A 20,940-nucleotide genomic window follows, 5' to 3' on the forward strand; every position below is an offset into this window, starting at 1 on the left:
ATGTTTCCTGATATTCCTGTAATAATTTATTCCAAGTAAACCTGGCATTACCAATATTCTGATTAATTTTATCCCTCATACTTTCATCAGGATACAATTTAACCACAATACCTTTATTAACAGTATTATATTCAGAAAACACATGAATCACATCCAAAAAAGGGTTTTTTAAAATTTTTTTACAAATTATAAAAAACACACAATAATAATATTAAATAATCATAATATAAACAAATAGTGAGAGAGCATTTGAAAACTAATAATATCCATACCCTGTTTTTGTGCAATTCATCCACGACCTAAAAAGAGACCGTGGTATTCTTGCACGATTAAGATAAAATTCGCTGATTTAGATTTAATGATTGGATATTTATCTAAATTTTAAATAATATCAAATAAGAATTTTTTTATTATTCAAATTAAATACTTTGATGAAAGATTGGATTTAAAAATAAATCTTTCATCTGTTTAGTTTTTAAAATAGGATATTATTATATTCTAAAATGGTTATAATATATTACAAGGAATAAAAGGTGAATCTATGGTGAAAAATAAAACAAAATTAAAATCCGAAAATGAAAATAATAAAAAAGTTAATGGTGAATACTCTCTTGAAAATCCCTGCCCTTTAACCGAATCTCAGTTAAATGTTTATTTGGATATAATTGCTCATGATAAATTAGATGCATACCTCATGCCTCTTAACATCAGCATTCCAAATGAATATTGTGCAGAGGATATAGTGAATTCTTTAGAGTTAATGTTTGAAGTCCATCCTATTTTGAAAATGAGAGTCACTGATGAATTTGATGTTCCCTGTTTGATTGAAGGTAGAAAACCTACTATTACCATTGAATCAACTGTCAGTGAGGAGTCTGCTCGTGATTTTGTAGCTAAACCCTTTGATTTAAATGACAGTTTATGCAGATTTCTAATTCTTGAAACTAATGAAACATGCGAGTTATTCTCTGTTTTTCACCATCTGATTTTTGACGGGTTTTCTCGTGTTGTTTTTGAACAGGACTTATTGAAAATTCTTAAAGGAGATTCACCTGATGTTGATGATTCATTTTTAGAAGTATCTGCATTTAATGCTCAAATGGATGAAATGGATGAATTTGATGTAGCAGGTTCATTTTACGAAGCCATGTTAGCAGATAGTGATGAAGTAAACCCTTTACTGAGCAGTGTTTCTAGTGATGGGCATGGAACTTATAGTATTGATTTAGAAGCAGATATTACAGATTTTACAGAAAAATACGGAATCAGTAAAAATATATTGTTTACAAGTGTTTTTGCTTATACCTTGTCAAGATTTGCCGGTGACGATAAAGTCATTTTCAATATAGTGGAAAACGGACGTGACAGATTTGACTGTTTTGACTCCATAGGCATGTTTGTGAATACTTTGCCTTTATTTGTAGATTGTAAAAATCAGAAAATTGATTCTTTTATCAATCAAATATCTGATTTGATTAAAGGTGTAAGAAAATATAATTATTATCCATATAGAACACTTGCAAACGAATATGGGATAAATTCAGATATAATATTCCAATATATTCCGGACTGGCTTTTAAGAGATGATTTAACTTTCCCTAAAAACAATTTTCAAAATATTATTAAGGGAGGAATTGTTGGAGATAGAAATGATTTGATAAATCCTCTCAGTGCTAATGTAACTAAAATTGAGGACAAATATAGTTTGAATATAATGTATTCAGATAAGTTTTCTGCAGATATGATAAAACACTTTGGAGAGACATTTAAATTAATTTTACATGATATTATTAAAGTTAACAAGTTATCCGATATCAATTACATTACTTCCTCAGATATTGAACTTTTAGACAATATCAATAAAACTGAACATGCCTTGGATTATGAGGATATTATGGATGCATTCAATGAGAATCTTGCTAATTATCCCAATGACAAACTTGTCTCATATAACGACAGTTATTACAGCTATGCTGAAGGAGCATTCATTGCCGATAAAATAGCCGAACATTTAAAGGAACTTGGTGTAGAGGCCAATGACAATGTTGCATTTTTGGTTAATCGTTCCGAATTATATGTTTTAAGCATTTTAGGTATTGTTTCTATGGGTGCGGTTTATGTTCCTTTGGATGATGCACATCCAGATGATCGTATACAATTCATCGTAGGGGATACAAAATCCAAAGTGGTTATTGTGAGTGATGAAACTTATGAACGTGGAAAATATCTAACTGACGGCATTCCACTTTTAAACATTTCAGACATTCTTAAAGAGGATATACAAACATTATCCCATTTACCTGTGGTTTCAAGTAATTTAATATGTATTTTATATACCAGCGGTACTACCGGCATTCCTAAAGGTGTGAAAATCACAAGAAAATCTCTTGTAAATTATATCGGTTATTATGTGAAAAAATCAGGCATATCTCATGAGGACGTTTTCGCCCTATATGCATCCATCGGATTTGACGTAGGTGCAATTAAAAGTATTTTCGTTCCAATGTATTGTGGGGCCTGTTTGGATATCATTCCAAAGGACGTCAGACTGGACATGAATACATTAAATAATCATTTCCAAAATCACAATATTACCCATGCACACCTTCCGACACAGGTCGCCAAATTGTTTTTAAACACTACTGACAACCATTCCCTTGATGTGTTATGTACAGGTGGGGAAAAATTGGGCGAAGTGGATTATTCCTGCGATTACCTGTTTGTTGACTCTTATGGACCAACAGAAGCCTGTGTATCAGTGACAGCTATTGAAGAAAAAGACAAAATCGATTCCTCATCAATCGGTTTTCTTCTAGACAATCTTAAAGCTTATGTTTTGGATGATGAATTCAGAAGAGTTCCTGTTGGTGCTGTTGGTGAGTTATACTTATCTGGAATTCAGCTTGCAAGCGGCTACCTGAATCGTGAGGAAGAAACCATCAAAGCATTTTTAGACAATCCGTTTGATGATGGTGACTTCTCTGTTATGTACCGTTCCGGGGATATGGTAAGGATATTGCCTGACGGTTCTTTAGGTATTGTCGGCCGCCGTGACAATCAGGTAAAAATCCGTGGAAACCGTATTGAATTATCAGAAGTTGAACTGGTGATTCGTGAGATTGATTATATCGATGATGTAACCGTGCAGACAATAAAACACGGAACCAACAATGAACTGGTGGCGTATGTTGTCTCATCAAATGACATGGATGAAAATATTTTAAGCGACAATATCCGGGATTATGTTTCTAAAAACAAACCAGATTTCATGATTCCGTCATATATTGTTAAATTGGATGAAATTCCTTTAAATGTTAACGGTAAGGTTGATAAGAGGGCTTTGCCGGAGATTGATTTCGGCGGATTGCATGTTGATTATGTTGCCGCTACAAACGATTCTGAAAAATTCATCATAGATGCATTTGAAAGTGTATTCAATATGGAAAATATTGGTTTATTTGATGATTTCGTTCGTTTGGGTGGAGATTCAATTTCCGCTATTCGGGTCATTACTCAACTTCAGAAAAACGGAGTTTCATGTACTGCAAGAGACATATTAAATTATAAAACACCTTATTTAATAGCACAAAATTTACTGGAATTTGAAGAAGATATTTCTTATGATGCTGTTGAGGGAGAAATTGATTTATTGCCTATTCAAAGTTATTTCTTTGACCAGAATAATAAAAATGAATTCTCACAACAGTTCATTTTGAAATCAAAAGTTGATATAAATGCAGATGACTTGCAGAATGCTGTAGATGAACTGGCCAATATTCATGACATGTTAAGAGTGGTTTACAAATTTGATGATGACGGAAATCCTATCCAGGAAGTTCGTCCGCTAAATACCAGAGTTTGTGAAGTTAATGAACATACAATCACTGATTTAAATAAAGAATTTAACATTATTTTCATCAATTCTGTTAGATCATTGGACATCCACAATAAATTGATTGACATCAACATTATCCATTATCATGGAAATGACTACATCCTATTTGTTATTCACCACATGATTATTGATGGAGTAAGCTGGAATATTCTATTGGTGGATTTGACTTATATTTATTACCGTTTAATTAAATGCAAAGAAATAGATCTTTTAAGACCATATCCCTACAAGGATTGGGTTGAAGATGTGAAAAAATTAGCATATGACATTTCCGATGAGGAAAAAGAGCATTGGATTGAAGTGAATGCTTTGTTGGATGATTCAGATATTAAAGGAAAAACCAACATTTATGCATTCAATGTTGAAAATGACTATGATGCTCATAATCCGTTGATGCTGTCTGAAGAGGAATATTGGGCACTGGCAATAGCACGTGCTTATAAAAAGACTTACGGCAGAGATATTATTTTCAATCGTGAGTCTCATGGTCGTGACGATACAATATCCAACCTTAACAGAACTATCGGATGGTTTACCAGCCAATATCCAGTTCCAATTGAAGTAAGTGAAGATGATGATTATATTTCATTAATTAGAGACATATATAATCTAAAAACCGCTTTTAAAGATATTGATAATTTAGGTTTAAATTATGAGTCCCTGATTTATACTACTGGAGATTTGGATTTTAAGCATTGTCCGGTTACTTTTAATTTCTTAAGTAATGAATTTGTATTTGAAAATCAGTTATTCAAATCAATTAATGATTATTTATCATCCAATGATGAGATAAGTATAGATGTATATGATGATGAATTTTACGGCATCAGCTTAAATGTTACACGTTCAGATGGAATGTATCTGGTGGGTGGTGCTTATGCTCTGGACACATTTATTGGAGATAAATACCAAGAATTTGCTGAAAATATCAGAAATGAGCTAAAGTTCATTGCAAACCATAAATTTGAAGATAATATTGTATGCTGTTTATCTGAACCTCAAATGGGTGTTTATCTGGATGAAAAAGTAAATGACAAAGGTGTTGCTTATTCAACTTCAGGCATTGTGGAGTGCGATTCAGATAAATCTGTTGAAGATATTAAAAATGCAGTTAATACATTAATTGAAAAACATCCTATTTTGAAAGGACGTATACTGGATAACAAGGATATGCCGTTATTAGTCTGTGATTCCCATCCTTTAATTGAAGTTATTGATAATGATGAGACGGACAGTTTAATCAAGCCTTTTGATTTAAATAAAAATTTAGCTAAATTTTATATTATTGATGCACCAGAGCGCAAAGCAATATTTTTCGATTTACACCACATAATAAGTGATGCAACAACTCTTTCCATAATTAAAAGAGATTTAAATAACATTTTAGAGGAAAAAGATGTGGGAGGAGATATTGATCTTGGATTTGTATATAGCAGTTATGACTTTTTCGATGCAAAATTCCAATCTCACTATGATGTGGCCCATGAATTCTTCGCCCGCAATTTTGCTGAAGTTGAAGACATTTCCAGTCTGATAAGCGATATTGATGGCTCTGAAGGAAGCGTTATTCTTCCTATTCGGGGAATCAAAGATAAAATAGAAGATTTTGCACACGAAAATGGAATTACTGTTGGCAATTTATTATATGCAACATTTGCTTATACTTACTCCCGTTTTACAGGCGGAGATAAAGTTTACTTCAATATAATGGAACATGGTCGTCATGAGGATTATGTTCAAGATGCAGTGGGTATTTTTGTTAGAACCATACCTCTGATTGTGGACTGCAGCAATGCTTCCATAAAAGAATTTGTAAGCAATGTATCAGATTTGGTTTTAGATTCAATGACCAATAGTAGTTATCCTTTCAGATTACTTGCCAGTGAATTTAATTTGAACAATAATATTTTCTTTGAATATAATGCCGATTTGAATGATACATCATATATCAAAAATGATATGATATGCACAGATTATGCCATAGATACCGTCGGTGAGTTTTCATGCATTGCAAATGATTTGGAAGATGGTTATTCAATCATGATTAATCACACTGATAAATATAGTCAGGAAACAGCCAAACGTTTTGCTTATGCATATAAAGAGATTCTAACTCAAATATTGGATAAAAATGAGTTAAAACAAATTGATTATGTGTCTCCAGATGATTTGAAGCTTTTAGATGAATATAATAAAACTGACTGCGAACTGGATTATGAAGACATTTTAGATGCATTCAATGACAATCTTTCCATAAATCCGGAAAGCAATCTCGTATCATGTAATAATGTCTCATATACTTATTCACAGGGAGCTTTCATTGCAGATAAAATATCTAAAAAGTTAGCTGATTTAGGCGTTAAATCACAAGATAACGTAGCATTTTTAACAGAACGCTGTGAGCATTATATGTTCAGTATTCTTGGAATATTATCTTCAGGCGCAGTTTATGTTCCATTGGATGACAAGCACCCTGATGAGCGTATAAAATTTATACTGGAAGACACGGCTTCAAAAGTCGTTATTGCCAGTGATGAAACATATGAACGTGTTAAAGAATTATCAAACGCCACTATTTTAAATATTTCAGAAATACTTAAAGATGACATCGGAAGTTTAGACAATTTGCCTGTTGCTTACGGCAATTTGGCGTGTATGCTCTATACAAGCGGTACCACAGGCATTCCGAAAGGTGTTAAAGTAACAAGAAAGTCAGTTGTGAATGTCGCTAAATCATACATAAATAACTATAACTTGAATAACACTGATGTTTATGCATTGTTTTCAGGAATTGGTTTTGATGTAAGCAGTTTCGTAATTACTGTTGTTATGCATGCCGGAGCATGTCTGTCAGTGGTTCCGGAAGACATCAGACTCAACATGCAGGAGTTGAACAATTATTTCATGGCGCAAAACGTTTCTCATGCATTCATTACAACCCAAGTCGGTAAGCTGTTTATGCAAAGTGTTGATGAAACCTCATTGGATGTTCTGCTTGTTGCAGGTGAGAAATTAGGTGAATTTGAAAGTCCGAAAGACTATCAGTTAGTAGATGCTTACGGTCCAACAGAAGCCTTTGCATTCGTTACATCCATCAATAATGAAGATAAACCTGATTACTCCTCAGTGGGATTCTGTAACTGCAATGTCAAAACCTACGTTTTGGATGATGAATTCAGACGAGTCCCAATTGGAGCCAGCGGTGAGCTATATTTGGCAGGTTATCAGGTTGCTGACGGGTATTTAAACCGTGATGATGAAACAGAAAAAGCATTCCTTGACAATCCATTTGATGGCGGCGATTATGATAAAATATATCGTACAGGAGATATTGTAAGAGTATTGCCTGATGGCAGTTTAGGAATTGTTGGCCGTCGTGACAGTCAGGTGAAAATCAGAGGAAACCGTGTGGAATTATCCGAAATTGAAGCAGTTATTCGAGAAATTGATCAAGTTGGAGATGTGACAGTTCAGACAGTAAAACATGGTACCAACAGTGAGTTAATAGCTTATGTTGTTGGAAATGAAGAAGAAAATGTTTTAAATGATTTAATTTGCAGTTATGTCGGTGAATGTAAACCTGATTATATGATTCCTTCATACATAACTAAAATGGATGAAATCCCATTAAATGTTAACGGTAAAGTTGATAAAAGAGCATTGCCTGAAGTAAATATGAGCAGTTTACGTGCTGAATATCTTGCACCAAGTACCAAAGATGAAAAATTAATCGTGGAAGCTTTTGAAAGCATATTTGATCAAAAAAGGATTAGTTTAAATGATGATTTTATCCGTCTTGGAGGTGACTCTCTAACAGCAATTAAATTAGTTTCATATCTTGAGGGTTATAATATTACTGTTGCAGACATTTTAAGTTTACGCACTCCTCTAGCAATTGCCGGAAGCATCAGGCAATTAAGTTTCGATTTGGATATGTATTCCCTGGAAAAAGGATGTCCTTTAACTGAATCTCAATTAAATATTTATCTGGATATTATTTCAAACAGTAAAACGGATTCATTTCTAATTCCGGTCAGCATACCTATTCCTAGAGAATATGGGGTGGAAAAATTAGTTGATGCCTTAGAAAAACTCTTTGCCGCACATCCTATTTTAGAGATGAAAGTCAGTGAAGAATATGATACTCCTTATCTTGTAAAAGGTAGAAAACCTTCCATTACAATTGAATCGGATGTTGATGATGAATACGGTCGTGAGTTTGTAACCAAACCGTTTGATTTACAGGACAGTCTGTCAAGATTTTTAATTGTTGAAAATGATGAAATGTATAATCTCTTTGCTGTTTTCCACCATCTGATTTTTGATGGTCTGTCAGCTTCCGTATTTGAGCATGATTTATTTGAAATCATTAACGGCAAGACTATTGATGTTGACGACTCCTTCCTGAAAGTATCTGCTTTTGACAGTCAAATAAGTGAAAAAGATGAATTTGATGAGGCATCATTATTTTATGAATCAATGTTAGCAGATATTGATGAGGCGGGCGTTTTATTGGAAAGTATTGATGCCGATGGTCCAGGAAATTACAGTATTGATTTGGAAGCAGACATCAGTGAATTTTTAGACAAATATGAAACAAGTGAAAATGTTTTATTTACCAGTGTTTTTGCTTATACTCTTTCCAGATTCATGGGTGATGATAAAGTATCTTTCAACATCGTTGAAAACGGCCGTGACAGATTTAACAATTTCGACTCAATTGGAATGTTTGTAAATACATTGCCGTTACTGGTTGAGTGTAAAGACCAGCAAATCAGCTTATTTATTGATTATATGTCTGATATTATTTATGGTGTGATGGGATACAATTATTATCCATTCAGATTACTTGCCAGTGAATACGATATCACTTCAGACATCCTTTTCCAATTTAAACCTGACTGGTTTACTAAAGGAGATGTCACTTTCATTGAAAATACTTTCGACAAGAACGTCAGGGATGGAATAATTGAAGATATGAATGATTTCATCACTGACCTTGAAGTAGATGTTGTTCAAAAAGGCAGTGAATATAGTTTAAATATAATATATTCCGATAAATACTCCCGAAAATTCATAGAACATATTGGAGAATCATTTAAATTAATTTTACATGATTTTGTTAATGCAGATAAACTATCAGATATAAATTATACCTCTCAAACAGATCTGGAAATTTTAGACAGTTATAATGAAACTGAATATAATTTCAAATATGCAGACATTTTAGATGCATTCAATGATAATCTGGTGGAATTTGAGCACAAAACATTAGTTGGATATAAAAATCGCTCATATACCCATGGAGAATCAGCATTCATTGCAAATAAAATTGCGAACGAATTAACTGACATGGATATTCATTATAAAGATTTTGTTTCCTTGTTTGTTCCACGTTCAGAATTGTTCTTACTGACAAGTATGGGTGTTTTAGCGATGGGGGGAGCTTACGTTCCTATTGAAACCACATATCCTGATGAACGTATTATTTTAATGTTAGCAGATTCCAATTCCAAAGCAGTCATTGTCAGTGACAAGTCAGAACAGAAAATGCTTAGAATAATTACAGAAAATGATTTGGATATCTCTGTTTTAAACATATCAAATATTTTTGAAGAGGACATCGGTAGTTTGAATCATTTAGAGACTGCTGATGTTGAAGAAGATGATGTTGCATGTGTCTTATACACCAGCGGTACCACAGGTACGCCAAAAGGTTCCCTGACTCCTAGAAGATCATTGAACAACTTTGTATCATGGTATGTGACAGAAACCAACTTCACATCCGATGACGTTTATGGAATGCATTGTTCTTATGTGTTTGATATGCATACTCATGCATTATATTCACCAGTTATTACTGGTGGGGCATTATACATAGTTCCAGAAGAAATCAGACTGGATTTAGGCTCTTTGAATAAATATTTCATTGAACATAACTGTACGCATACATTTATTACCAGTCAGGTGGGCAAGCTGTTTGCAGAAAGCGGTATGGACACCAGCATTAAACTTTTATGTTTTGGAGGAATGAAATTAGGTGAATTGAATGCACCTGATTCCATCGGTCCGTTTGAATCTTATGGCCCTTCAGAAAACCTGGCTATATCCACAAGCATATTTGCAAACAGACGTATTCACACATCCAGTATCGGCCGTTTCATAAGCAATGTTAAAGGATATGTTTTAGATGACCAGCACCGCCGTGTTCCTTTAGGTGCTGTCGGTGAGTTGTATCTGGCAGGTAAGCAATTAAGCTTAGGTTACCTAAATCGTGAAGAGGTGAATGCAAAAGCATTCTTTGAAAATCCGTTTGATGATATTAAAGGTTATGAACGCATTTATGCAACCGGAGATATGGTGAGATTCCTGCCTGACGGTACTTTAGGTATTGTAGGTCGTCGTGACAGCCAGGTCAAAGTCCGTGGAAATCGTGTAGAACTGCCTGAAGTTGAATCAGTAATCAGAAAGATTCCATTTGTTGAAGATGTTACTGTTCAAACTGTTGTCAATAAAGGAAACAATGAATTAGTGGCTTACGTTGTTGTAAGTGATGAAGCTGATGAAAATAACCTTAGAAATGATATTCGTGAATATGTCAGTGACCGCAAGCCAGATTATATGGTTCCTTCATTTGTAGTTAAATTGGATGAACTTCCATTAAATGTCAATGGTAAAATTGACAAACGTGCATTACCTGAAGTTGATTTAAGCAATTTAGGCGGAGAATATGTTGCTCCTGAAAACGATGTTGAAGCATTTTTCGTCGAATGCTTTGAAGAGTTACTGGGAGTAACCAAAGTCAGTACAACTGACGATTTCTTTGAAATGGGTGGAGATTCAATGCTTGTAATTAAAATTATTTACAAAGCCCTAAACGAAGGATATACCATTACTTATGCTGATTTATTTGACAATCCAACTCCAAAATCATTGGCAAAAATTATCCTGTCAACACAACAGCAATCAGGTGAAGAGAAAAATGATGACTACGACTATAGTCAAATCAATAATCTTCTTGATAAAAACAATATCGATTCATTTTATGGCGAAAAATGTGATGATGAATTAGGTGATGTCCTCCTAACAGGAGTTACAGGATTTTTAGGAATTCATATACTTAATGAATTGCTTGAAAGTGAAAAAGGCAATGTTTACTGCTTAATTAGATCCAAAAAAGATTCAACAATCGAAGAACGTTTGGATGGATTGCTGAATTACTACTTTGAAGATGATTTTGCTGAATTTAAAGACAGACTGCATCTTATTGAAGGTGACATTACCAATAAGGATGACTTTAAAAAGCTAAGTTCCATTAATATTGATACAGTCATTAACAGCGCAGCTAACGTAAAGCACTTTGCTCACGGTAGTGAAATAAAAGATATTAATTTGGATGGAGCAATAAACTGTTTGGAATTTGCCAAATCCAAAAATGCGAGATTTGTACAGGTTTCAACTGTTAGTGTTGCAGGTATTCGCATTGAAGACATATCAAATGACATTCTTCATGAAAATGAGCTGTTTATAGGACAAGACTTTATCAGCAATAAATATGTGGAAAGTAAATTTTTAGCTGAAAGAGCAATTTTAGAGTCAGTCGTCAATGATAATGCAGATGTGAAAATAATGAGGGTTGGAAATCTCATGGCCAGAAGTTATGATAGCAAATTCCAGATAAACTATGAAACAAATGCATTCATAAAACTTTTAAAGTCATATGTTACAATTGGAATGATTTCTGAGTCCATTTCGCAGGAGGAAATGGAATTCAGCCCTATTGATTTAACTGCAAAATCAATTGTAATGCTGTCAAAAACACCAAAAGAATGTACTGTTTTCCATCCGGCTACTGATAATCTTGTTAAATTCAGAAAACTGATTGATGTATTCAAGAAAGTGAATTTGAATATGAAAATCGTAGATGATGAAAAATTCAAAGAATCCTTAAACGACATTTTAAAGGATGAATCCAGACAGGAAGGAATGTTCGGTATTGCCACCCTATTAAATGAGGATGATGGCTTAGGAGATGAATATCTTCCGGCTGATAAGGAATATACCAAAAAAGTATTAAGCGAATTGGGCTTTGAATGGCCGCAACCAAGTGAGGAATACTTATCTGGATTTATAAACTTATTGAAAGATTTGGACTTTTTTTAAATCCAATAACACGGTGAAAAATTATGCAATTTGAGAGAAACAATAAATTAATTAAAAGCAAATTTTGGCAGTACTTTTTTCCAACAGTATTGAGCATCTTTGCATCCAACATGGCTGTGGTCGTTGATGCACTGATAGTTTCAGCACTTTTAGGTGTGGAGGCACTTTCAGGTTTGCAGATTATATTTCCATTCATATGTTTCGTTAATCTTTTATGCTGGATGATTGGATTAGGGGGCAGTCTGATTTGTGCTTCCGCTAAGGCAAGATTTGATGAAGATGAAGCCAATAAGATTTTTTCGGTTGCAGTAATATCTATACTGCTTATAGGGATAGTTATAGCTGTTATCGGATTGATATTCCCTAATGTAATAATCGGATTTCTATCCAATTCCCCGAATGTTAATCCATATGCTTTGGATTATTTCAGAATGTATATTCTTGGAGTGCCGTTCTTTTGCTTTATGTTCTGCATGTTTTATTTTGTTGGAACTGACGGTATGCCAAAATTCACATCCACAGCACTGATAATTGCAAGTATTATAGACCCTACATTTGACATTATCTTAATGTATTATTTCCATATGGGCATGGGTGGTTCAGGTCTAGCTACTGCTCTCAGTTTCGTTGGAGGATCACTTTATATTGCAACATATTTCTTTAAATCTAGCAGAACTTTAAAAATCGTAAAAGTCAAATTCACTACAAATATAAAAGATTTTATAAACATCTGCAGATCTGGTTTTGGAGGCGCTTCAACCCAGATATATTTAACCCTAACTGGGCTTATGTATAACGGAGTCATTATTCACCTCATGGGTAATGAAGGACTTGTTGAACAGCAGATTTGTACAAATACATTACTTATAATATCCATATTTTTCATTGGACTTGTGCAAACCGTATCCCCTATATTATCAGTTTATCATCAGGACAGGGACTATACTGCTATCGAATATATCAAAAAAATTTCATTCAGGTTCATACTGATTACAAGCGTATTTTTTACTGCAGTTTTGGTTTTATTCCCGAATGCTATACTAACATTATATTCAGTGGATGCACATTACCATGCAGCAGTCTCTCATGCACTCAGATTATATGGACTGTACTTTTTACCCCTTGGTTTTGTATTCTTTTACATATTCTATACTCAGGCTATTCAAAAAACAAAAGTTTCTAATATTGTTTCACTCTTCTTCAATCTGATACTTGTAGTGGCGATGCTGTTGTTATTGCCGCAAGTAATCGGTTCAGACAGTGTCTGGATTACACCATTCTGTGTCGGAGCACTCTCATTATTCGGAATCTTCAGCTATTCCAAATATCTGAGCAAAAACTCCAATGGAGAATATCATGGAATTTTTATGAACAAAACTCCTGGAGAAAACTTTTGGGAATATACTGTAGATGCGGATGTTAATGAAGTTAAAGAGTTAGTATCATCAATTAAAAATCGATTAAATGATAACAAATTTTCTGATTGCGTTTGCACATCTTTAGAAGAATTCTTAATCAATATAATTGAAACAAATGATAAACTTAACCCTGTTGACATAATTTTGGACGTCAGTGAAGAATCAGTTAAGATTTACATTAAAGATTTAGGGGTTAACAAGAAAGATTTCTCTTTTAAAAATGAGACTGAATTTACAATAACACGAGATTATACTGAAGTATTGGGAATGAACAGTAATTTAATTACAATTAAATAGGATTTTTCAATCCTTTTTTAATTCTTTTTTTTAACATTGAACAGTATGTAATATATTTTATACGCAATTGTTCAGTTTTTTTAGTTTAAAATCGGTAAGTAAGCACTTGCAGTCGAAAACATTTATATATTCTTGTTTGCATATGATTAAACAACGAAGGTGATTTAAAATGAACTTAAAAGGGATATTATTTTTAGTATTGGTATCTTCTCTTTTAGTCGGAAGCGTTTGTGCAGCAAGCGTCAATGACTTTAAGGTAGACAACTCATTTGGAAGTTTATATAGTGGTGAATATTATTCTGTTTATGCTAACGGAAATCAAGATGCAGGAGTTTGCATCTACAAAAATGTAAATGACGACGTTTACGATGATATGGAAAACGACAACATCCTTGATAACGTTATCCACCATGACGGTAGAGAATACACTTACGGTGACGATGACATGGCAGTGAACAAAAATGCTGACAACACTGCAAACTTCACTGACTATGATCACGCAACTCATGGTATTTCTGAAGTTGTAAGTCAAGGAAACGAACAATTCATTGTTACTTTCTGGGCTAAAGACTCAAGCAGCATGGACACCGCTAAATTAGCATCCATGTTAAGTGAATTCAACAAAAACAATAATGTTTCTCCAGTAGCATTCTAAATATGCAAACTGGATCCAATAGGAGTCCCGAACTCCTAAACTCTTTTTCTTTTTTAAAACTTAAAAAATTTAATGGCATATTATTCAAAGTTGAATAATCTATTTTTGATGTGTTTGCTAAATGTGTGAGAATACTGAGACGTCTATTGGTCTTAGATGAATTGCACAAATTGAAAGCATCATAAAGAATATTACTTATACATGCTTTCACTGTTTTTATGAATTATCTAATGCTTGCAGATGTATGCTATGCTTGGTGATAATCAAGGATGGAATGTATGATCATTTGAAATGTTTGAATGTTGGCCGTATAATAATCAATGTGTATCTATATGAGTAAATTTTTCACTAAGATTCACTTAAAACGTATATTTACATTATTTCTCAAATTATTTTCCTTATTTTCTATTTTTAAGATGTAAGTAAGCACTTGCACTCGAAAACATTTATATACTGCCGTTTCCATATAATTAAACAACGAAGGTGATTTAAAATGAACTTAAAAGGAGTATTATTTTTAGTATTGGTATCTTCCCTTTTAATCGGAAGTGCTTGCGCTGCAAGCGTCAACGACTTTAAGGTAGATAATTCATTTGGAAGTATTTATAGTGGAGAGTATTATTCAGTTTATGCGAACGGAAATCAGGATGCAGGAGTCTGCATCTACAAAAATGTAAATGATGATGTTTACGATGACATGGAAAACGATGACGTCCTTGATCACGTCATTCACCATGACGGTAGAGAATACACTTACGGTGATGATGACATGGCAGTGAACAAAAATGCTGACAACACTGCAAGCTTCAAAGACTACGACCACGCAACACACGGAGTCTCTGAAGTAGTAAAACAAGGAAACGAACAATACATCGTAACCTTCTGGGCAAAAGACACCAGCAGCATGGACACAGCAAAATTAGCATCCATGTTAACTGACTTCAACAAAAACAACAATGTTTCCCCAGTAGCATTCTAAATATAAAACTGGAACCAATAGGAGTCCTGAACTCCTAACTTTCTTTTTTTTTTAAACTTTAAAAAATTAAATAAATGATTATTCAAAGTTGAACAATCATTTTTGTGTTTACTCTAATTCTCCAAACCAGTTGGTTTTTTTGCCGATGTAGTACATTAATATTGCGAGCAGTATTTCAAATACTATTGCTATTATAACATCGTTTAATAAAGCTGATGAAGTTGAAGAGGATAAACCGAACATGACGAGTAGGCTGATGGATAAATTGTTTGCAGTATGCAAAGCGGAACTTACTTCTATACCGTTGGTTTTCCAAGTAAAGAATCCGTAAATAATGCCTGCAACAACGATTTCAACGAGTCCTATGGTGTTGTATCCGTGAGATACGGAAAAAATTATTGCCTGGATGATTATTGCCAGGATAGGTATATTAAACCATGACCCTAAAGTCTGCATGATCAATCCGCGATATAAGTATTCTTCAGCTATGCACTGGAGAGGCACAAGAATCAGACAGATAAGTAAAAAACCTATTGAAAAGTGATATGTGCCCTTAGCTCCGTTCATTGCAACGTCAATGCCCTCGAAGATAAGGAATAAAATTAGTGGAATTATCAATGCCTTGAAATAAAGCTTAATGTTCCATCCGCCGCGTGAAGATGAATAGGATGAAAAAGGTCTGTCCTTAACGACTTTTGTCGCAAGATATATCGCAGGAATCAGGATAATAATTCCTAAATCAGAAAGAATTAGTCCTCCTTCACTATTTAAGACTTCATATCCTCCGTTTATTATGGATGTTACAAAAGCTTCTCCATATATTCCATAACTGAATATCAACAGTGCCACACTGAATAGGACGTAAAAGATTAAGGTTACTATAAAAACAAGTAGTGGTTTGTACCATTTATATTTCTCAAAAGCTTTTGGAAATGTTATGAATTCAGATATTTCATTATTTTCTGTCATGATTATTAATTTATTTTCAGTTGCATATAATATTTTACATTAAAAGTGCAATAATGCCACATATCTTTTAGATAGGGGATGAATTGCACAAAACATGTGTTTCCAAGGTTATATTAAAACCTAAATCAATCCTAATCAGATTTTTCCAATAGCTGCTTTTTAAATCCTTCTTTAGCTTTGATTACGGTTTCTTCCTTATAATGGTCAGGGTTATTGTCTAATGTAAATACAACCAAATCATAAATCAGTTTATTCAATGATTTTCCCTTTTCAGTTAAAAAATATTCATCCTCAATTTTTTCAATCAATCCTTGTTCTTCCATAAATCTCAAACTTCTGGACAATGCCTTGTTGGACATTTCAGGTTTTTCCTCCTGAAATTCGCTGAATCGGGTTTTTCCAAAAAACATGTCGCAGATGATTTGCAGAACCCATTTTCTATTGAGTAAATTGAGTGATAATTCTACTGGGCAGTGTGTTAATTCAATAAGAATATGGGAAAAAGAAATGAAATAATTTCTTTTTCATTATTTTTTTAATTAAAACAAAATTATGCAGCTGTAATTTCAATGGTGAAAGTCATTGCTTCAACAATTTCACTTTGACCTGATTTGATGGTGTAAATAGGTGATCCAAGTAAAATCAAGTTGTTGTTGACTTCCCTTATTTTGTTGTCAGCCACTTCTTGCATGTGGGTTCCTTCATAGGTAAATCCTGCATCGGAGTCTCCTTCCAAATCATATGAAATTACCTCACCGCTGTTTTTGTTTGTTGCTTTAATTTTCAATATCATGATTTTCACCTCAAGTTTTGGTATACCTAAATTTGTTCGTTAACATTTTTAAATGATGCGGTTTAAAGTTAAATTATGGAAATTCCCTTATATTTTTACATGGCGTATAAAGATTTGGACAGATTATCTCCGGGCAGTGTTGATACAACCTTAAAATCAATAGATAAAATTGATATTGACGTTAATGAATCTCTCAATATATTGGATGTTGGTTGCGGAGTAGGAACATCAACAATACTTCTTGCAAACCATTTTAAAAATGCTGAAGTGGAAGCAATTGACTTATTCATGCATTATTTGGATGTGTTGGATGAAAAAATTTCCAAAAACAATCTGCAGTCAAGGGTATTCAGCTATAGGATGGACATGAACGACCTTGATTTTGCAAATGAGGATTTTGATATTGTATTTGCAGAGGCATCGGCTGAAATAATTGGTTTTAAAAGGGCATTAAATGAATGGAAGAGATTGTTAAAACCTGAAGGATATCTGATAATTTCAGACTTGTCTTGGATTCAAAAACCCTCTTCAAAAAGTGTTAAATTTTGGAAAAATATCTATGATGAAGTGGACTCAATCGAAAACAAAATCAAACAAATCAAAAATGAAGGTTATGAGTTCATTGATTATGTGACCGTTCCCAAAGAGGATTGGAACAGCTATTATAACAAATTGGAAAAGAATCTTAATAAGATAAGCAGTGATAAGTCTGCAAGGGATTTTGTAGGCCAAATCAAAAAGGAAATAAAACATTATCGCGAAAACAGTAATGATTACAGCTACGTATTTTACATAATGAGGAAGTGTTGAGATGGAATATGTAAAACTTGGAAACTCAAATTTAAAGGTAAGCCGTGTTTGCATGGGTTGTATGGGATTTGGAGATCCAAAAAATGGAATGCACACATGGACATTGCCTGAAAAGGAATCATTAGAGATTATTAAAAACGGATTGGACAATGGAATTAACTTTTATGATACTGCAATAGGCTATCAAAACGGTACTTCAGAGCAGTACGTTGGCCGTGCAGTAAGGGAATATGCCTCCAGAGAGGACATTGTGGTTGCAACAAAATTTTTGCCAAGAACAGAAGATGAAATTAAAAACAATGTCTCAGGTCAGGAACATATTCACAGTTTCGTTGACAAGAGCCTTGAAAATCTCGGGCTTGACTACATTGACCTCTACATTTATCACATGTGGGATTACAACACTCCACTGTATGACATTCTGGAAGGATTAAGCGAAGTGATTGATGAGGGAAAAGTTAAATACATTGGTATTTCAAACTGCTTTGCCTGGCAGCTTGCAAAGGCAAATGCTTTGGCTGAAATGAATGGATTTAAAAAATTCGTATCAATTCAAGGTCACTACAACCTGATTTTCAGAGAAGAGGAACGTGAAATGATTCCACTATGCAGGGCAGACAACATTGCAACAACCCCGTACAGTTCACTGGCTTCCGGAAGGCTTTCAAGACTTCCTGGTGAAGAGTCAAAAAGACTTAAGGAAGACTTCTATGCAAAACTGAAATATCAAAACAGTGAAACACAGGATTTGGAAATCATTAAAAGGGTCAATGAAATCGCAGGCAATTATGATGTATCAATGACTGAAGTGTCATTGGCATGGCTTTCAACAAAGGTAACATCTCCAATTGTCGGTGCAACCAAAATGCATCATGTTGAAGGAGCGGTGAACTCCGTTGATTTGAAATTGACAAATGATGATGTTGAATATCTTGAAGAGCCATATGTTGCTCATGACCTGGTGGGTGTAATGGCTGACAATAAGGCTACCGCCAGTGATAATGATAAAGTATGGCAGAAACACACAAAAGATAAAATTTAAATTTTTCTTAGAGAGATTAAATGGATTAAAATGTTAATAAAGTTAGAATCATTTGATTTTAACTTTAGTTACTCTTTTTTACCAAAAATCAGTTCATCGATAATTTCCATATCCAGATTCTCTTCAACAATCTCTGCAAGTCTGTTTAGAGAATAATCCTTTTGAGTTTCGTATGGATCTTCACCGTATTTTGCTTCAAGGCCTTTTTTAACTCTTATGTAGTTTAAGAATTCTCTTCTGAAGTTATAGTTGTGAAATATTCCGTGGAAATAAGTTGCAAATACATTTCCGTTGCTTGCTCCGTCTATTACTCCATCATCGTTGTTTCCCTGACCTTTTTTGATATTTAAAAGACCGCAGGAATTGAGAAGTTCTGTTGTACCTTCATGGATTTCATAGCCGCTTACTTCTTCACCTATTATATTTTTAAAGATTTCGCCCGCTATGCCTTCCAATTCTGCCGGAATTGTTGCTGTTGATTGGGTAACGATTTTTTCAGCCCTTGAAAAGCTTGACTCTATATCCAGAAGTCCTAAACCTTTAATGGTTCCATGTTTTGATTCCCTTTTTTCTTCATCATATATGATGTTTCCTAGAATCTGCAGACCTCCGCAGATTCCGACAATCGGAATTTCTGATGACTTTTCTATGATTTTATCTGCAAGGCCGCTTTCATGCAGTGCATACATGTCTTCTGTTGAGTTACGTGTTCCAGGAATCAAGACTGCATCCACATCGCCGATTTCATCATTAACACCAATCATCTTAAGTGCAACATCCTCTTCGTATTCGAACGGATCGATATCTGTGAAATTGGCTATTTTAGGTAAACGAATAACTCCTATGGTAATGTCCTTGTCTTCAGCAAACACGTGTGTTGTAAGGGAAGCGGAATCCTCTTCAGGCAATTTCAAAGTTTCATCATATGGAAGGACTCCCAAAACAGGCTCTCCTGTAATTTCTTCAATCCTGTCAAGACCAGGCTTTAAGATATCCAGATTTCCTCTGAATTTGTTGATGACTGTGGCCTTTAGCCTTGACCTGTCATAATCATCTAAAAGCACATATGTTCCCGCAATTGCAGCAAATACTCCTCCCATTTCGATGTCTGCTATTAATATTACATTGGCATCTGCCATATGGGCTATTTCCATATTTGCAATATCCTGCTCACGCATATTTATTTCTGCTGGAGAACCTGCACCTTCAATTATGATGATGTCATAGTCTTTAGATAGGATTTCAAAACTTTCACGAATTGCATTCAGTGCTGTATCATGGTATTTGTGCTGGTAATCGTAAAAATTCATGTCTCCTATTGATTTTCCCTGAATAATCACATTGGATGTGAAATCGCCTTTCGGTTTCAGTAAAACAGGATTCATGTGTATGCTTGGTTCAATCATTGCCGCTTCTGCCTGTAGCATTTGTGCTATTCCAATTTCCCCGTCCTCTTTTGTTGTATATGAGTTTAAAGACATGTTTTGGGATTTGAAAGGAGCTACCTTGTATCCTCTGTTTTTATATATTCTACATAATGCTGCTACAAGCATACTTTTTCCAGCGTTTGATGAGGTTCCCTGAACCATGATACATTTTGTCATGGTTGAATATATCTAGTTAATGTTATAAATAATTTAAAAATGAGTTAAAATTAATCTAATTTGAGGAGTATGCATAACCTTTGTCTGGGGTTTTACTAACAATAGTAATACTGACTGTGTGAAAATATTATGCTCTCCTGCAAACTCGATTAACAAAATATAATTATCGCAAATTAATTTTGTAATTTTTATTATATTTGATATGATATTTAAATTTTATTAAAATAGTTATGTATTTACTTTTTTTTACTAATTATTTTATAAAAATTATTTTTACATAAATTAAATTAATATTTTTAGTTTTTAAATTAATGA

Annotated in this window: 11 protein-coding genes; 6 read left to right on the plus strand and 5 right to left on the minus strand. The window is 33.8% G+C overall.

The features are described 5' to 3' along the window. A partial coding sequence (locus tag ACKI30_RS02065) for a helix-turn-helix domain-containing protein (protein ID WP_407409471.1) occupies nt 1–199 on the minus strand: 199 nt, incomplete at its 3' end. 342 nt (nt 200–541) lie between these two features. Here ACKI30_RS02065 and ACKI30_RS02070 point away from each other — a divergent pair. The 4 genes from ACKI30_RS02070 (at nt 542) to ACKI30_RS02085 (ending at nt 15,407) form a co-directional block, all read left to right on the plus strand. After that, a complete protein-coding gene (locus ACKI30_RS02070) occupies nt 542–12,058 on the plus strand; it encodes an amino acid adenylation domain-containing protein (RefSeq protein WP_407409473.1) in 11,517 nt (3,838 codons plus the stop codon). Between the two features lie 23 nt (nt 12,059–12,081). Then, a complete protein-coding gene (locus ACKI30_RS02075; RefSeq protein ID WP_407409475.1) occupies nt 12,082–13,773 on the plus strand; it encodes an MATE family efflux transporter in 1,692 nt (563 codons plus the stop codon). Nucleotides 13,774–13,942: 169 nt separating this feature from the next. Next, complete coding sequence (locus ACKI30_RS02080; RefSeq protein ID WP_407409477.1) at nt 13,943–14,428, plus strand: hypothetical protein; 486 nt, start codon at nt 13,943–13,945, stop codon at nt 14,426–14,428. Nucleotides 14,429–14,921: 493 nt separating this feature from the next. Continuing rightward, entirely contained in the window at nt 14,922–15,407 is a 486-nt protein-coding gene (locus ACKI30_RS02085; RefSeq protein ID WP_407409479.1) for a hypothetical protein, read from the plus strand. Nucleotides 15,408–15,515: 108 nt separating this feature from the next. Here ACKI30_RS02085 and ACKI30_RS02090 read toward each other — a convergent pair whose 3' ends face one another. From ACKI30_RS02090 to ACKI30_RS02100, 3 genes are all read right to left on the minus strand, one after another. Further along, nucleotides 15,516–16,376 (minus strand): CPBP family intramembrane glutamic endopeptidase, encoded by an 861-nt coding sequence (locus ACKI30_RS02090; RefSeq protein WP_407409481.1) that lies wholly within the window; start codon nt 16,374–16,376, stop codon nt 15,516–15,518. A 131-nt stretch (nt 16,377–16,507) separates the two neighbouring features. Further along, on the minus strand, nt 16,508–16,885 hold the full coding sequence (locus ACKI30_RS02095) for a winged helix-turn-helix transcriptional regulator (RefSeq protein WP_407409489.1): 378 nt from the start codon (nt 16,883–16,885) through the stop codon (nt 16,508–16,510). Between the two features lie 41 nt (nt 16,886–16,926). Continuing rightward, on the minus strand, nt 16,927–17,169 hold the full coding sequence (locus tag ACKI30_RS02100; RefSeq protein WP_292740137.1) for a hypothetical protein: 243 nt from the start codon (nt 17,167–17,169) through the stop codon (nt 16,927–16,929). Nucleotides 17,170–17,268: 99 nt separating this feature from the next. On the opposite strand from ACKI30_RS02100, the gene ACKI30_RS02105 reads away from it, so the two are divergent. Together ACKI30_RS02105 and ACKI30_RS02110 are read left to right on the plus strand one after the other, a co-directional pair. Beyond that, on the plus strand, nt 17,269–17,979 hold the full coding sequence (locus tag ACKI30_RS02105; protein WP_407409483.1) for a class I SAM-dependent methyltransferase: 711 nt from the start codon (nt 17,269–17,271) through the stop codon (nt 17,977–17,979). Nucleotide 17,980: 1 nt separating this feature from the next. After that, nucleotides 17,981–19,021: an aldo/keto reductase gene (locus tag ACKI30_RS02110; protein ID WP_407409485.1), complete on the plus strand. Its 1,041-nt coding sequence runs from the start codon at nt 17,981–17,983 to the stop codon at nt 19,019–19,021. Between the two features lie 68 nt (nt 19,022–19,089). Here the strand turns inward: ACKI30_RS02110 and cobQ are convergent, their stop codons facing one another. Next, complete coding sequence (gene cobQ, locus ACKI30_RS02115; RefSeq protein WP_407409487.1) at nt 19,090–20,625, minus strand: cobyric acid synthase CobQ; 1,536 nt, start codon at nt 20,623–20,625, stop codon at nt 19,090–19,092. Nucleotides 20,626–20,940 lie beyond the last annotated feature (315 nt).

Source organism: Methanobrevibacter sp., from assembly GCF_045539575.1.
Taxonomy (GTDB): domain Archaea; phylum Methanobacteriota; class Methanobacteria; order Methanobacteriales; family Methanobacteriaceae; genus Methanocatella.

What these genes read in the sequence shown, in the direction of transcription:
- ACKI30_RS02085 (WP_407409479.1), top strand. Translation starts at nt 14,922, where the DNA reads ATGAACTTAAAAGGAGTATTATTTTTAGTATTGGTATCTTCCCTTTTA.
- ACKI30_RS02090 (WP_407409481.1), bottom strand. Translation starts at nt 16,376, where the DNA reads ATGACAGAAAATAATGAAATATCTGAATTCATAACATTTCCAAAAGCT.
- ACKI30_RS02080 (WP_407409477.1), top strand. Translation starts at nt 13,943, where the DNA reads ATGAACTTAAAAGGGATATTATTTTTAGTATTGGTATCTTCTCTTTTA.
- ACKI30_RS02110 (WP_407409485.1), top strand. Translation starts at nt 17,981, where the DNA reads ATGGAATATGTAAAACTTGGAAACTCAAATTTAAAGGTAAGCCGTGTT.
- ACKI30_RS02070 (WP_407409473.1), top strand. Translation starts at nt 542, where the DNA reads ATGGTGAAAAATAAAACAAAATTAAAATCCGAAAATGAAAATAATAAA.
- cobQ (WP_407409487.1), bottom strand. Translation starts at nt 20,625, where the DNA reads ATGACAAAATGTATCATGGTTCAGGGAACCTCATCAAACGCTGGAAAA.
- ACKI30_RS02105 (WP_407409483.1), top strand. Translation starts at nt 17,269, where the DNA reads ATGGCGTATAAAGATTTGGACAGATTATCTCCGGGCAGTGTTGATACA.
- ACKI30_RS02075 (WP_407409475.1), top strand. Translation starts at nt 12,082, where the DNA reads ATGCAATTTGAGAGAAACAATAAATTAATTAAAAGCAAATTTTGGCAG.
- ACKI30_RS02100 (WP_292740137.1), bottom strand. Translation starts at nt 17,169, where the DNA reads ATGATATTGAAAATTAAAGCAACAAACAAAAACAGCGGTGAGGTAATT.